Consider the following 14890-nt stretch of genomic DNA (forward strand, 5'->3'; position numbering starts at 1 on the left):
ATCACTTGCTCGGTTCCGCCATGAAACAAGTGCGCGGATTGTCCCGGTATGCTGCGATGACATCATCGCAAACCCTGCCGTGGGGACCTCCTGGAGGCCGCAGTCAAGCCGACTGCTCGTCGACCTTGTGAACGGCATATCTCTCGATCATGTCGTACAATGTCGGACGGCTGACGCCCAGTTCGACGGCAGCGGGCGCAATCTTGCCGCCATGCCGTCGCAGCGCCCCCTGCACCATCTCCCTTTCGAGGTCTTCCCGCGCCTCCTTCAATGAAGGGCCTGTGGAGGCTTCAGCGGATTCAAGCTCAAGATCGCGCGATGCTATGCGACTGCCTTCGGCCATGATCACGGCGCGACGGATGCGGTTCTGCAGCTCCCGAATGTTGCCCGGCCAGGAGTGGCTGGCGATGGCACGCAGGGCTTCCCTGCTGAAAGCCAGACCCTGCCGCAGGTTCTGCGCGGCATAACGATTCAGAAACGTTCGAGCGATCAGTGCAATATCGTCTCCCCGGCTGCGCAGCGGAGGCAGCGTGATCCGGATGACCGCGAGGCGATAAAAGAAATCCTCGCGAAAGGTCCCCGCACGCATGGCCTTCTCCAGATCGGCATTCGTCGCCGCCAGGATTCGCGTGTCCACCTTCATTTCCACACGACCGCCCACCCGCTCGATCGTCTGTTCCTGCAGAAACCGCAGCAGTTTCACCTGAATGGCCAGCGGAACATCGCCGATTTCATCCAGGAACAGCGTGCCTTTCGCGGCACTTTCGATCCGCCCCTTTCTCTGGGAGCTGGCTCCGGTGAACGCACCCTTTTCGTGCCCAAACAGCTCGCTCTCCAGCAGGGATTCGGGGATCGCGCTGCAATTGATCGCTACGAACGGTCCATCGCGCCGCGCGCCATGGTCGTGAATGGCACGGGCCACCATTTCCTTTCCCGTGCCGCTTTCACCGAGTATCGTCACCGGGGCGTCGGAGGCCGCGACCTTTCTTATCGAAGCAAATACCGCCTGCATCGCCTGACTTGCGCCAACCATGCCCCCGAATCCGTCGGGCTCCATCTGCCGCTGCAACTCGTGAAAATCACGCTCCAGATTGGCGACGTAAAAGCAGCGCACCAGCAGCTGCCTCACTTCCTCGATGATCAACGGCTTCGAGATCAAGTCATAGGCGCCCGCACCGATGGCCTTGAGAGCGACTTCATGGTCACCCCTGTCAGCAAGCACGACCACCTTGGTGAAGCGATCCACCTCCAGAATTTCCCTCAAGGTGACAATCCCTCCATGCAGGTCATTCGCCGACGCCGGAGTTGAAAGTTCAAGAATGGCGACTGCCGGCCGGTGTTCATGAACAAACGCCATTGCCGCCACCCGATCGCCCACGCACTTCACCTCATACTGCGCCGAAAGCGCTTCGCGGATTGCCTTCCATGCCCCCGCATCCCTGTCGATTATCAACAGCGCCGGTCGCGCCGCATCGCTGCGGCGCGGGCGAGATTCACTTCGCGCACCATCGCGACTCTTCTCCACCGATCGAGAGATCCCTTCGCCTCGATGACTAGTCAGAGTGGCGCAGGGGGATTCGAGATCGTTGGTTGCATGATCAGTCATCGGTACTTTCGCTGCGTGCGGTGCGCATGTAGAAGCGACCAAAAGCAACGGAAATTGAGCACTTTCTAAATCTTCGGGCGCTGTCTCCTGCTGCCGATCCGGCCAGCCTGAGGATTCTGTCCATGGATGGCCTTTGAAGGCTTACAGAATTTCTTGAGAAATGAACGTTTGCCCGACCAGCCAGCCGGCAGTCAGTATCATGCCGGAAAGTCGTGGTTGCAAGTTCCACCCCGTCAATAGAGCTGCATCGGCATTCTGCAACGTGGCGGATTTCATACACTTTTGAAAACTGCCGCCGCGATCCGTGTCGATCTAGTTGCAGTCCATCGTTTTCTCGATGCGCTTGGGCAGGTCCCGCGCATGGCGATTTCGGCGGGCAATAGAAGCACCGAACCATGATCCTGCTGAGTCATCCAACTGGCACCACTCCCGCTCGCCACGCCGCGCTGGGGCTTCAGCATGCCGGTTTGCTCGGTGAATTTTGGAACGTTTCCTACACGGCATCGGTACCCTGGTACCGGCGCATCCTGTCCCGCAAGGCCAGCGCGCCGCCTCTCGAACGAGTGTATCCCTCCGAAATCAGTGACAAGATTAGAACCATAGAATGGCGATATGCTCCCAACAGCCGAGGCAGCGGCACGTTCCAGGAAGAGGCGGCGTTGAGGTCTCTCGACCAGAGCGTCGCCCAAAGACTTTCCTCCGCGGAATTCTCGGGAATCTATGCCTACGAAGGCGGCGCGGAATCGGGGTTTCGCACCGCGCGAGACCTCCAGGAACTGTGCATTTACGACAAGCCCTCCATCCATTGGAAGGCCGCCCAGGAATTGCTCCGGGAAGAAAGGGAATTGCAGCCGCAGTGGACGGAAACACTTGAGGAGAATTTTCCCGGCAATGAAACATGTGCGCGTCGCGACATGGAAATCTCCCTGGCCGACGTCATCTTTGTACCAAGCGTATTTGCAAAGAACATGATCGAGCGGTACGCACGCAACCACGCTCGGATCGCAGTCGTGCCATTCGGACCCATCTCGCCGCCATCCACGATCGCTCAGGAGCCACGGACTCCTTCAGCCCGTCTGCGTGTGCTATATGTCGGACCACTCACGCAGCGTCGTGGGCTGAGCTACCTCTTCGCGGCCATGCAGCAGCTCGAAGGAGCGGCCGAATTGACTGTTGCGGGCCAGCGCCCGGCACGCACGTGCTCCGTCCTCGACCAGGAGCTGTCAAAGGTGACTTTTGTCGATACACCGTCCGCACAGGAGATTCTCCAGCTGATGAACCAGAATGACGTGCTCGTGGTTCCCTCGTTGTTCGAGGACTCCGGGTCGGAGTTGCTCGATGCCATGACACTCGGACTGCCAGTCATCGCGACTCCGAACAGCGCGGCCCCCGACCTGGTTACTGATGGCTCGGAGGGATTCATCGTGCCCATCCGCTCCGCCCAGGCCATAGCCGAGCGGCTGCACTTCCTGGTTCGTGAACGCGCACAGCTTGCCGAGATGAGCCAGCGCGCGGCGTCGCGCGCGCGCGAGTTCAATTGGATACGATACGAAACCACCCTCGCCACCCGTGTATCTGAAGCTCTGGCCATCGCGGGACGAGGCCCGTGCTCCTCGTACGCACGCGCCACGCCTCCACCCCGGCTTCCCGGTGTCGTCCCTTTCGAACAGAGAAGGTAGGCGTACGGGCGGTTCCGTCTGTTTTGAAATTCCCCCCAAGCGCCCGGCATGCTTCGCTCGGCCCACCATGAAGGCCGCAACCTCCATTCTTCGCCAACGCGACGCGTGGTCATCCCCATGGTCATGGTCTCATCGTTTCCAAAGGGCGCTCTGGTGTCTTTCTTGGACGCTCCTCTGCCGTTGGACACCAAAGCCATTCAATCGCTGGCGTCTGCTTGTCCTTGGAATCTTCGGCGCCACCGTGGAGGGCCTCCCCTTTGTTCACGCCAGCGCGCGCATCCACTTTCCACGTCACCTCTCGTTGGGCGATCGCTCCTGCCTCGGTGAACGCGCAGTCGTCTACTCGCTCGCCCCGATAGAAGTCCGCGCACACGCCACGGTGTCGACCGAGGCTTTTCTTTGCACCGGCACGCATGACTTCTCCGACGCGAACATTCCCGTGCAAACCGCGCCGATCATTGTCGGGGCGCACGCCTTTGTCTGCGCCCGGGCATTCATTCTTCCAGGGATGGAGATCGGAGAATACGCCGTGGTCGGCGCCTGCGCCGTGGTCACCCAGGATGTGCCGCCCTCGACGATTGTCGCAGGAAATCCGGCGCGCCCAATCGGCCTGCGCCCGGTCGGCGGCAGCTCGCATGCGAACGAAGTCTGCGGTTGAACGATCCGTCAACCGCGCCAGGTGAAGGCGTGGCACAACGCCACACCCGCCGCATCCGCCTCATCGCTGGCCAGCGGTCTGCCATGGCCCAGCAGCGCCATCACCGTGCGGGCCATCTGTTCCTTGCTTGCCCGGCCGACTCCGACCACCGCCTGCTTGACCCGCAGCGGAGGATATTCAAACACCTCGCACGGACGCAACGCCGCCGCCGAGATTGCCGCACCCCGTGCGGCCCCAAGCACCTGCGCCGTCTGGAAGTTCTGAACGTATATTGTCTGCTCCAGCGCGACATGACGAACCTCGAAATCCGCCAGAAACGCGGCGACCGCGCGGTGAATCTCACCGAGGGCATGCGCCATCGACTCCCTCGCCGGCACCCGCACCGTCCGACACTTCAGCAGCACCGGAGACCGACCGGGCGCGAACTCGATCATTGCAAGCCCTGTGCCCCTCAGCGACGGATCAATGCCAAGCACCAGTCCGTGGAAAGGCGTGCGCCTCACCGCCGTCTCCGGCGCCTGCGTTCGAAGTTGAATCGAACCGCCGTCGGTGGACAGCCCCCGAAGCTTTGCCGCCCACATCTGCCTCGCCGTCATGCGTCCCATGGGGTCAGAAAAAAACCAGCTTGATGCCCGCAAGCGCGGTCAGCGTCAGCGTAACCCGCTCAAACCAGCGCTGATTGATGCGATGAACGAGCCAGCGCCCCGCCAATCCTCCGATGGCGACCACGGGTGCAAGCACGAGATTTGCCTTGAGGCTTGGCATGTCGATGAGGCCCAGATCCACCATGAAGGGCACTTTGAACAGGTTGAGCAGCAAAAAATAATAGGCTGTCGTTCCAAGAAATTCCAGCTTCGGCAGACGCAGGGCCAGAAGATAGATCGCCATCAGTGGCCCCGCGGCGTTCGCAACGAGCGTTGTGAATCCCGCAACAAGTCCCGTCGCAATCACAAGCGGCGCCGGCGGGCCTTCCAGCCTCCAGCGGTCAAGCAGCACACCGGAACTGCGCCGGCTCCAGGCATGCAGGCCGATAAGGAAAATGATCGTCCAGCCGACAAGCACCCGTGCCTGGCTGTTGTCGATGTGATTCAGCGCAAGGTATCCTCCCACAACCCCCAGTCCCGCCCACGGGAACAGGCGCAGCAACTGCGGCCACTGCGCATGGGTGCGATAGCTCGCCACTGCAATGCAGTCACCGAAGACAAGAAGCGGAAGCACCATTCCCGTCGCCTGCTTAGTCGGGAGCACACTTGCAAATATCGCGATGAAAAGCGTGCCGAGGCCGGCAAGGCCGGTCTTGGCCATGCCCACAAAGAGCGAGCCCATCACCAGCAGCGCCCACTGCCATGGAAGCAGCGGTGTCACACGGATGCGGGCAGCTCCGCCGAAAACCTTCCATTCTCCACATGCAGAAACTGCCACGCCTGCCCTGGGGCGCGGGGGCGTTCAGTACCCGTCGCAATCACCTGCCAGTCATCCGGCACCGCCGCCCAAAAGCCCGCCCGACGCTCCTCATCGAGCTCGCCGAGCACATCGTCAGCCAGGATCAGCGGCGGCGTTCCGCTGTGATTTCGAAACCATTCCGCCTGCGCAAGCCGCAGCGCCAGCACCAGGCTCCGCTGCTGACCCTCGGAGGCCACCACCCTGGCTGGATGTCCATCGAGCGTGAACTCGACGTCATCCCGGTGCGGCCCCGTGAGTGTTGTTCGATACCGCATGTCGCGGGCGCGCCCTTTCGCAAACATCTCCGCAAGCGAGCCCGCAACGCCGTCCCCCGCATTGGGCGCATATGCAAACCCCATCCGATCCTGCCGGCTGCTCAACGCGATCCGGGAGTAGGCCTGTTGAAGGCCCGCCGCAAGTTGTTCCAGTCCCGAGATCCTCGCTGCAATCAGTCTTGCACCATGCTCGGCAAGCGGTCGCTCGAATGCAGCGAGCTCCGGTTCCCCCGCATTCCGCCTGAGCAGTGCATTGCGATCCGCCAGCGCACGATGATAGCGTTGCAGGGCCTGCAGGTACCCTCCATCCACCGCGGCAAGCGTGAGGTCCAGCCAGCGGCGGCGGCCCGCGGGATTCCCCCGGATGAGCTGCTGGTCCTGGGAGCAGAACACGACTGTCGGAAACTGGCCGATGAAACCGGAGAGGCGCGTTACCTTCTCACTATCGATCGTGATCTCCCTGCCGTCCGGCCGCAGGCGAATGGCCGCGTGCGTCGGCCCCCTGCGCCCGTGTTCAAGCTCGAAACCCATGGCCGCCTCGTCCTGCCCGTGCGCAATCATGTGTCGCGAATCGCTCGTGCGAAAGGATCGCAGGGCCGTCAGGTACCCGACGGCCTCCAGCAGATTGGTCTTCCCCTGCCCGTTCCGCCCAAGGACGAAATGCCTCACGCCATCCAGCGCCAGCGACGCGAATGGAATGTTTCTGAACTGCTGGAGTGTGATCCTGCTCAGGCGCATCAGGCGGACCCGGAAGCAGGGACCACATTCACCGCACACGCAATCCCGCAGGAAACGCCCCTCATGCGGACACCGCCGGCACCGCCGTGCGATCAAGCTCCACCGCCGCCTCCTGCAGGGCGGCGGACAGTGCATGCCAGTCCTCGCGCGCGGTCGACCAGCCTGAACTGACCCGGAGGGACCGGCGTATTGAATCAGGCGATACACGAAGCGCGGCGAGCACGTGCGACGGCTGGTCGCTTCCAGCCGCACACGCCGATCCGGTCGAAACGGCGAAACCCTTCCTGTCGAGCAGGGTGACCCACCGATGGTTGTCGTGCCGCGGCATCAGAAGGGTGACAGTGTTCCAGAGTCGCTCCGCACCTTCGCCCACGATGACCGCCCCCGGCAGCTGCTCCATGATGGTACGCTCGAACTGCTGACGCCAGGCCTGCCTTTCGCTTTCAGACAGCACCTTGATGCGCTCCACCTCGGCCCACGCCGCCAGCATCGCCGCCACCGCAGGAAAATCCTCCGTGCCTCCCCGATGCCCCCGCTGCTGCTCACCACCGGCCTGTCCCTTGAATCCATGGCCGGCGGCGGCGCGCAGCATGAACCCGGCGCTCTTGGGCGCCCCAAACTTGTGCGCGGACGCAAACACCCAGTCGGCCTCACCAAGCCCTGCTGCAGGCAGTTTTCCAATCCACTGGGTGGCGTCGCAGACATACTCCGCTCCGTGCTCCCTCGAGATGGCCGCGTACTCAGGCCAGGGCAGCAGCACTCCCGTCTCATTGTTGGCTGCCATGATGACGACCACCCGGATCGGATCATTCCCGGTCGCCCCCGACAGCCTTTCGGCGAGCGCATCCGGTGGCACCACGCCCGCAGCATCGACGGGAAGCAATGCCACGCGCCCCGCAAACTCCCTGCCAAACGCCGCGAGCACACACGGATGTTCAGTCGGATTGACGACCACCCCGGCATCCGCGGGCAGCGTTCTGCACAGGTGTGCCGCTATCGCATTGGCGGCTTCGGTCGCACCTGAGGTGAACACCACGCGATCCGGATCCGCGCCCGTGAGGGTTCCCACCCCATGCCTCGCCCCTTCCAGCCTCACTCTCACGCGAGCGGCATCCCGGTACAGGCTCGAGGGATTCTGCCACGCATCCTCCTGCGCACGGATCCAGGCGTCCCGCGCCACGGGCTCCAATGGAGTCGTTGCATTGTGATCGAAATATCGCACAACCGCCACTCTGCCGGGCCGCAAGCCAGCTTGCAAGCGACGCCGTCACATCGCAGTGTCCCGGCACGCCACAATGTCCCTTGATTCCTCACTTGCAGCCACAATCCAGGTGTTCCAGTCGCTGACCAGCCTTCGATTGGAGATCGATCAGGCGGGAAGACTCATCCTGGACACCCTTCGAGGCGGAAACAAACTTCTCATCTGCGGCAACGGTGGAAGCGCCGCTGAGGCCCAGCATTTCAGCACCGAACTCGTGGGCCGCTACTTCAAGAATCGCCGGCCGCTTCCGGCCATCGCTCTTTCCGCCGATGGTTCATTGCTCACATGCATTGGAAACGACTACGGTTACGAAGCGGTCTTCTCGCGGCAGATTGCAGGACTCTCACGACCCGGGGATCTCGTGGTGGGCATCACGTCGAGCGGCAACTCCGCCAATATTCTCTCCGCCATCGGCGAGGCGCAACGGCTGGGACTCGCCAGCATCGCGATGCTGGGACGCGGAGGTGGGCGCATCAAGGGGCGGGCAACGATTGATCTGGTCGTACCCGGCGAGTCCGGCAGGGCCGCCCAAGAGGCGCACTTGTTCCTGATCCACCACTTCTGCGATCTGGTTGACGCGGAGTTCTCCTGATCCGGTCCCTTCCCTACCGGCCTCCATCGCACTCGGATTGACTCGCGCCAGCCATCATTCACGCTTCATTCATGGACTCGCGCTGGCATCTTTCACACGCACGCGGTTACCTTGAGCTGAACATGCTGGCGGAGGCCTCCGCCGAGCTTGAGGCGCTGCCGAAGGATGGAGCCATGACCGCGGAGGCGTTGTCGCTCCGCATATCCCTTTATCAGAAGCGGTGTCAGTGGCGCGAACTGACCGCCGCATCCGCCGCACTGGCGCGCCAGCGACCCGAGGACGCCGGGGCCTGGATCATCTGGGCCTACGCGACACGGCGGGCCAAATCCCTGGCGGCGGCTGAACGCATTCTCGTTGAGGCAAGAACGCGCCACCCTCGCGAGGCGACGATCGCGTTCAACCTTGGCTGCTATCACTGCCAGCGCGGCGACGTCGAGGGTGCCGTGCGTCTCGTCGCCGAAGCCATCGCCCTCGACGATCGATTTCAGGAGCTCGCATGGACCGATCCCGACCTTGCGCCCCTGAGGGAGGCCGGTCGCATAGTGGAGCCGTTCAGGTCCCCGGCGCCTCAGGCGGATTGACGGTCGCCACGGCGGCCTTCCGCGGGCGCATTCCCGGCTGCCGCTCACCGAACGCGAAAAAAGAGGACGACGCCGACGATCAGCATGATCACGTTGGGCAGCAGCGCTGCGATCATCGGCGGAATGATCTCCCGCCCGCCCAGCGCATAACTGGCCTGCACCAGACCGTAATAGAGCACAAAGAGTCCGAGGGACTTGCTGACCCCCACGACCGGATTCACGCGCACGCCCGAAACAGCGAAGGGTATCGCCAGTGCAAGAATGATAAGCGGCCCCAGCGTGTCCGCCCACAGACCATAGTAACGTGTCGCATAGAGCGTGATCTTCGGATTCGCATCGAGCGCGAAATAATCGAGGATGCGCCTGAGCTCCACAAAGGAGAGATCGCCGGGCTTCCGGTCGAACACCAGCATCAGATCCGGGTCCTCCTTGAAATGCGGAACGGCCTTCTCCTTGAACGCCACCGTCCGCATCATCTCGCCGGTCTCGGCGTCAAACCAGTCCTCGCGCCCATCCTTGAAAACCCAGTACCCGCGCTGCGGATCACGGTACGCCTCGCGCGCGAGAATCCGGGTCCTTTCCCGCCTTTCCGAGTCGAGCTCGGCGACACTCACCCCGTAGCCGCGCGCAAGGAACGGCGAATAGCGGTTCATGAACCACATCCGATGCTCCTGCTGGTTGTCAAAGGCGACACTCTTCACGACTCCCACGCGGTCGTGCGGCACAGTCTGTGACAACTGCTCGTATCTGAGGCGTTCGAGCATGCGGTCGGACCGGTCGATCGACCATGGAATGACGCTCGCGTTGAGCCACCAGGATACTCCGCAGAGCACCAGACCGCTCACCCAGAGGCTTCGCGTAATCTGAAACAAGCCAAGCCCGGCGGCGCGCAGTGCGATGATTTCATTGCCGCGATGCAGTCGTCCAAGCGAATAGAGCAGCGAAACAAGCAGTGACAGCGGCAGCACGACCGAGAAGAAGCGCGGCAGTCGCACCAGAAAATAGAAGACGACATCCGATCCTGAAGCCCCCGCGTCCAGCAAATCACGAAAATTGTCGTAAAGAGCCTGCATCAGAACCAGCCCCATGGTGGCTCCCAGCACCAGGCCAAAAATGACCAGCCACTCCCGCAGGATGTATCGATCAACCAGGTTCAAGCCTTCAGGCAATCGCGTCCCGGCCCACAAGAAAACGAAAAAGCGTTTCGGTTTCTGCCAGTCTGGCGGCTCTCAACCGCCTTTTCCTTCGCCGCCTGAGATTGCACCTTTACGAACGCGTGCAGATTCCTTGAGACTCCCTTGAATTGTCACGGTCTCATCGTGCCTGCCAGTTCGCACAGTCCTTGCACCGCGCTTGAATTTTCCCCTTCGTCATCCTTTTTCCCATTGCTCTCATGATTCGGACCAAACTCCTAGCCGCCCTCATCGGGCTGACGGGCTTGCTGACGGCTGTCTCCACGCAGGCGCAGGACACAATCAAGATCGGTGAATTTGCCTCCCTGACAGGAAAGGAGGCCGCCTTCGGCCAGTCCGCCCACAAAGGCATGGTTCTCGCCATCGATGCTGCAAACACCAGCGGTGGCATCCTCGGCAAACAGATCGAGCTCATCTCAGAGGACAACCAGTCCAAGCCGGGCGAGTCTTCCACCATCGCCAAGAAACTCATCACCCGCGACAAGGTCGTTGCGCTGCTCGGCGAGGTCGCATCCAGCCGCTCGCTCGAGGCCGCCGCCGTAGCCCAGCGCTACAGGATCCCGATGGTATCGCCCGCGTCGACCAATCCCAAGGTCACGGAAATTGGCGACTACATCTTCCGCGTCTGCTTCATAGACTCCTTCCAGGGGGCCGCCCTCGCCAAGTTTGCCCGCGAGGATCTCAAGGTAAAGAACGTCGCCATCCTGCGCTCGGTCTCCTCCGCCTATTCCGTCGGCCTCGCGAAGTACTTCAAGGACCGCTTCATCAAGGATGGAGGCACGGTTGTGATTGAGGCGAGCTTCAGCGAGGGCGACAAGGACTTCAGGGCGCAGCTCACCTCCATCAAGGCGGCCAACCCCGACGCGATTTTTGTTCCGGGGTACTACACGGAGGCCGCCCTGATCTGCAAACAGGCGCGCGACATCGGGCTGACGCTTCCGATCTTCGGAGGTGACGGCTGGGAGGCCCCCGCCCTTCTGGAGATCGGCGGCGCAGCCGTCGAGGGGACGTACTACTCGACCCACTACTCGCCGGAGGCGCCGTCGGAGACCGTGAAGGCTTTCGTGAGGAAATACAAGGAGCGCTGGGGCGAGGTCCCCGACGCAATGGCAGCCCTCGGGTACGACAGCGCCATCGTCCTGATGGATGCGATCAGGCGGGCGGGCAGCACCGCGCCGGCGAAGATCCGCGACGCCCTCGCAACGACGAAAAATGTCGACGGCGTCACCGGTCGCACGACCATCGACGCCCATCGCAACGCCTCCAAGCCGGCCGTGATCATCGAGGTGAAGAACGGCAGGTTCCACTTTGTCAAGGGTGTCGAACCCTGATTCCGCGTCCTCTCCGCGAGCATGACGGAATTCCTGCAGCAACTTCTCAACGGCCTTTCGCTGGGCGCCATCTATGCGCTGATCGCCCTGGGATACACGATGGTGTACGGGGTTCTGCGCTTCATCAATTTCGCGCATTGCGACGTCTTCATGATCGGCGCGTTCATCGGCTATTTCGCCGGACAGCATGTGCCGCCCGCCACAATCGGGGGCGGCGTTCTCATCCTGTTCATCGCCATGATTGGATGCGCGCTGCTCGGCATGCTCATCGAAAGGCTGGCCTACCGCCCCCTGCGCTCGGCGCCGACCCTCAACGTGCTCATCACCGCCATCGGTGTGTCACTGTTTCTTGAATACAGCGGACAGCTTTTCTTCGGAGCCACGCCGCGCAATTTTCCGGACATCTTCCCATCCGAAAACTTTCATGCCGGCGCGCTGGTCGTCTCCAGCAATCAGATCATCGTCATCGGCACGACGGTCATCCTCATGGTCGCGCTGCAATTGATCGTCCACCGCACGCGGATCGGAACCGCCATGCGCGCCGTCTCCCTCAACCCCACCGCAGCCCGGCTGGTCGGCGTGAACAACGATGTCGTCATCAGCTTCACGTTCGGACTGGGCTCCGCCCTCGCGGCGGCGGGCGGCATCCTCTACGCCATGAACTACCCGTCCATCGACCCGCTCATGGGCGTCATGCCGGGACTGAAGGCCTTCGTCGCGGCGATCCTCGGCGGCATCGGAAACATTCCGGGCGCCGCCCTGGGCGGCCTTCTCCTCGGCACGGTCGAGACCTTCGTGAATGGCAGCGAATACTCCACCTACAAGGATGCGATCGCCTTCGGCATCCTCATCGTGATTCTGCTCTTCCGCCCGGCAGGCATGCTCGGCAAGCTCATGGTCGAAAAGGTCTGATCGCTCCATGCCACGCCCGCACTTCGCCCTGATCCTTGCGATCGCCGCCAGCATCGCAGTCACCCTTTTCTCCGACCACATCGACCCCTACGTGCTCGATGTCGCGATGGGCGCCGGCATCAACGTGATGCTCGCCGTCTCGCTGAACCTGGTCACCGGGCACACCGGCCAGTTCTCCCTCGGACACGCGGGCTTCATGGCCGTCGGCGCCTACCTGTCCTCTGCCGTCACGCTCCACCTCGGCCCCCGGCTGCTCGGCGAGGACGGCGGCTCCGCGCTCGGCCAGGGGGGCATTTTTGCGCTCGCGCTGATCATCGGCGGACTCTGCGCAGCCGTGGCCGGGCTGCTCATCGGCATTCCCTCGCTGCGGCTCAAGGGCGACTACCTGGCACTTGTGACGCTCGGTTTCGGCGAAATCATCCGCGTGATCTTCCAGAACGTCGAATGGCTGGGCGGCGCGCTTGGCCTTGTCGGCATGCCCGCCTACACCACGTTCGCGTGGACCTTCTCCTGTGTCGGCATCACAATCTTCACGGTGGGGTGCCTGGTCAACAGCACCTACGGCCGCGGTTTTCGCGCCACCCACGACGACGAGATCGCCGCCGAGGCCGTCGGCCTCGACACCACGCGATACAAGATCGTCGCGTTCGTCATCGGCGCCTTTTTCGCCGGGGTCGCCGGCGGGCTCTTCGCCCACTTCAAGCTCACGATCGATCCCCGCGGCTTCGATTTCCTTCGCTCCATTGAGATTGTCGTCATGGTCATCATGGGGGGCATGGGCAACACCCTCGGCGTCATTCTGGCGGCGATCCTGCTCACGGTCCTGCCCGAGGCGCTTCGCGAGGTCGCCGAGTACCGCATGGTCATCTACGCCCTCATGCTCATTCTGCTCATGCTGCTCCGCCCCAGGGGCCTCTTCAACTTCAGGCTGGGCGGACGTCGTTCATGAATCCGCAGGCCGCAGCAGCGGAGGAGTTGCTCCGCCTCAACCACGTCACCCTGCGTTTCGGCGGGCTGACCGCCGTCAACAACGTCGACCTGCGGATCAATCATGGCGAGCTCATGGGGCTGATCGGGCCCAACGGCGCGGGCAAGACCACGATTTTCAACCTGATCACCGGTGTCTATCAGCCGAGCGAGGGCTTCGTCTCCTTCGCCGGCAGAAGCCTCGCCGGCCTCAGCGTGCACTCAATCGCCGCGCGCGGAATCGGCCGCACCTTTCAGAACATCCGGCTCTTCGGCAGCCTCAGCGTGCACGACAATGTGCGCGTCGCATGCAACCTGCACCGCAGCGCGTCCCCGGCCCAGAGCCTCATCCGGCTCGGCCGTTTTCGCAGTGACGAGGCCTCGATCCACAGGCGCGCCGACGAACTGCTCGAAATCTTCAACCTGCAGCGCTTCCGCGACGCCCCGGCCAGGAGCCTCCCCTACGGGGAGCAGCGTCGGCTCGAGATCGTGCGCGCGCTCGCCACGCGTCCCAAACTCCTGCTTCTCGACGAGCCGGCCGCGGGCATGAACCCTTCCGAGAAGGTCGACCTCGTTCGCCTCATCCAGCAGATTCACAGGCAGTTCGATCTGACCATTCTCCTCGTGGAGCACTCGATGAAGGTGGTGATGGGTGTCTGCGAGCAAATCATCGTGCTCGACTACGGCATCAAGATCGCCGAGGGCACCCCCGCGGAGGTCCAGCAGGATCCCAAGGTGATTGAAGCCTACCTCGGCGAGGACCACGGCACCAACAGGGCCCATCACTGATCATTCCGCCACGCGCGCGACATGCTTTCCGTCTCCAATCTAACAGTCTCCTACGGCGCGATCACCGCGCTGTCCGGCATCTCCTTCACCATCCCGAAGGGCGAAATTGTCACCTTGGTCGGGGGCAATGGCGCAGGCAAGACCACCACCCTGCGCACCATCTCCGGCCTGCTCCGCCCAAAGGCCGGAAAAATCACCTTCGCCGGCGGGGACATCACCGGGCACCCGGCACACCAGATTGTCGCCCGAGGTCTGTGCCATGTGCCCGAGGGCCGCATGGTGTTTTCCAATCTCACGGTCGGCGAAAACCTGGCGATGGGCGCGTACCTTCTTCGCGACAGGGAGCGAATCGCGCGCAACCGCGACTACGTCTTCTCCATATTTCCCCGGCTTGGCGAACGCATCAGGCAGCTCGCCGGCACCCTGTCAGGCGGCGAACAGCAGATGCTGGCGATCGGTCGCGCGCTCATGGGTGATCCGAAGCTGCTGATGCTCGACGAACCCTCCCTGGGCATCGCCCCGCGCCTGATCGGCACCATCTTCGAGAAGATCCAGGAGATCAACCGCACACAGGGCATCACCGTCCTGCTCGTCGAACAAAACGCAAATCTTGCCCTCGAGGTCTCCCATCACGCCTACGTGCTTGAAACCGGCCGCGTCGTGATGGAGGGAGTCAGCTCAACCCTGCGCGACGACCCGCAGCTGAAGGCAACCTATCTGGGTGGCTGATCTGAGGCCCGATCCGCAGGGATCCGCGTGCGCCCTCGCAGGCCGCTGGATCACGAAGGCTGCCACCGCATTGACGGCGCTCGCTTGATTTTTTCCGTGAAAGGCTAGACTAACTACCCTTTTCGCCACGCAGACAC

General features: G+C 62.7%; 15 protein-coding genes. 9 read left to right on the forward strand and 6 right to left on the reverse strand.

Translation table 11 applies throughout. The features are described from left to right. Positions 1-103: 103 nt before the first annotated feature. Positions 104-1606 carry a PEP-CTERM-box response regulator transcription factor gene (prsR, locus tag HS122_12045; protein MBE7539132.1) on the reverse strand — a complete coding sequence of 501 codons (1503 nt, stop codon included), beginning with the start codon at positions 1604-1606 and terminating at the stop codon, positions 104-106. 395 nt (positions 1607-2001) lie between these two features. Between prsR and HS122_12050 the strand changes: the two genes are divergently transcribed. Next, positions 2002-3285, forward strand: a complete 1284-nt coding sequence (locus tag HS122_12050) for a glycosyltransferase family 4 protein (protein MBE7539133.1) — start codon at positions 2002-2004, stop codon at positions 3283-3285. Positions 3286-3352: 67 nt separating this feature from the next. Continuing rightward, positions 3353-3943 (forward strand): putative colanic acid biosynthesis acetyltransferase, encoded by a 591-nt coding sequence (locus HS122_12055; protein ID MBE7539134.1) that lies wholly within the window; start codon positions 3353-3355, stop codon positions 3941-3943. Positions 3944-3951: 8 nt separating this feature from the next. On the opposite strand, the gene HS122_12060 is transcribed toward HS122_12055, so the two are convergent. From HS122_12060 to HS122_12075, 4 genes are all read right to left on the reverse strand, one after another. After that, complete coding sequence (locus HS122_12060; protein ID MBE7539135.1) at positions 3952-4548, reverse strand: crossover junction endodeoxyribonuclease RuvC; 597 nt, start codon at positions 4546-4548, stop codon at positions 3952-3954. A gap of 4 nt (positions 4549-4552) precedes the next feature. Beyond that, positions 4553-5269 (reverse strand): sulfite exporter TauE/SafE family protein, encoded by a 717-nt coding sequence (locus tag HS122_12065; protein ID MBE7539136.1) that lies wholly within the window; start codon positions 5267-5269, stop codon positions 4553-4555. A 35-nt stretch (positions 5270-5304) separates the two neighbouring features. After that, positions 5305-6399: a DNA replication and repair protein RecF gene (recF, locus tag HS122_12070; protein ID MBE7539137.1), complete on the reverse strand. Its 1095-nt coding sequence runs from the start codon at positions 6397-6399 to the stop codon at positions 5305-5307. A gap of 61 nt (positions 6400-6460) precedes the next feature. Then, positions 6461-7621 (reverse strand): aminotransferase class V-fold PLP-dependent enzyme, encoded by a 1161-nt coding sequence (locus HS122_12075; protein ID MBE7539138.1) that lies wholly within the window; start codon positions 7619-7621, stop codon positions 6461-6463. Between the two features lie 73 nt (positions 7622-7694). Here HS122_12075 and HS122_12080 point away from each other — a divergent pair, with 73 nt between their 5' ends. Both HS122_12080 and HS122_12085 read left to right on the forward strand, forming a co-directional pair. After that, positions 7695-8252: an SIS domain-containing protein gene (locus HS122_12080; protein ID MBE7539139.1), complete on the forward strand. Its 558-nt coding sequence runs from the start codon at positions 7695-7697 to the stop codon at positions 8250-8252. 71 nt (positions 8253-8323) lie between these two features. Further along, a complete protein-coding gene (locus HS122_12085) occupies positions 8324-8833 on the forward strand; it encodes a hypothetical protein (GenBank protein ID MBE7539140.1) in 510 nt (169 codons plus the stop codon). Positions 8834-8877: 44 nt separating this feature from the next. Here the strand turns inward: HS122_12085 and HS122_12090 are convergent, their stop codons facing one another. Further along, the gene (locus HS122_12090; GenBank protein ID MBE7539141.1) at positions 8878-9990 is read right to left on the reverse strand and encodes a YjgP/YjgQ family permease; all 1113 of its coding nucleotides are present in this window, start codon (positions 9988-9990) and stop codon (positions 8878-8880) included. A gap of 236 nt (positions 9991-10226) precedes the next feature. On the opposite strand from HS122_12090, the gene HS122_12095 reads away from it, so the two are divergent. From HS122_12095 to HS122_12115, 5 genes are read left to right on the forward strand one after another with little or no spacing between them, the layout of a single operon-like run. After that, the gene (locus tag HS122_12095) at positions 10227-11357 is read left to right on the forward strand and encodes an ABC transporter substrate-binding protein (protein ID MBE7539142.1); all 1131 of its coding nucleotides are present in this window, start codon (positions 10227-10229) and stop codon (positions 11355-11357) included. A gap of 21 nt (positions 11358-11378) precedes the next feature. Then, positions 11379-12269 (forward strand): branched-chain amino acid ABC transporter permease, encoded by an 891-nt coding sequence (locus HS122_12100; GenBank protein ID MBE7539143.1) that lies wholly within the window; start codon positions 11379-11381, stop codon positions 12267-12269. Positions 12270-12276: 7 nt separating this feature from the next. Then, positions 12277-13218: a branched-chain amino acid ABC transporter permease gene (locus HS122_12105; GenBank protein ID MBE7539144.1), complete on the forward strand. Its 942-nt coding sequence runs from the start codon at positions 12277-12279 to the stop codon at positions 13216-13218. Then, positions 13215-14024 (forward strand): ABC transporter ATP-binding protein, encoded by an 810-nt coding sequence (locus HS122_12110; GenBank protein MBE7539145.1) that lies wholly within the window; start codon positions 13215-13217, stop codon positions 14022-14024. Before HS122_12105 ends, HS122_12110 begins: the two co-directional genes overlap by 4 nt. Before the next feature lie 21 nt (positions 14025-14045). Then, positions 14046-14753: an ABC transporter ATP-binding protein gene (locus HS122_12115; protein ID MBE7539146.1), complete on the forward strand. Its 708-nt coding sequence runs from the start codon at positions 14046-14048 to the stop codon at positions 14751-14753. Positions 14754-14890 lie beyond the last annotated feature (137 nt).

It is taken from the genome of Opitutaceae bacterium (assembly GCA_015075305.1).
Taxonomy (GTDB): Bacteria; Verrucomicrobiota; Verrucomicrobiia; order Opitutales; family Opitutaceae; genus UBA6669.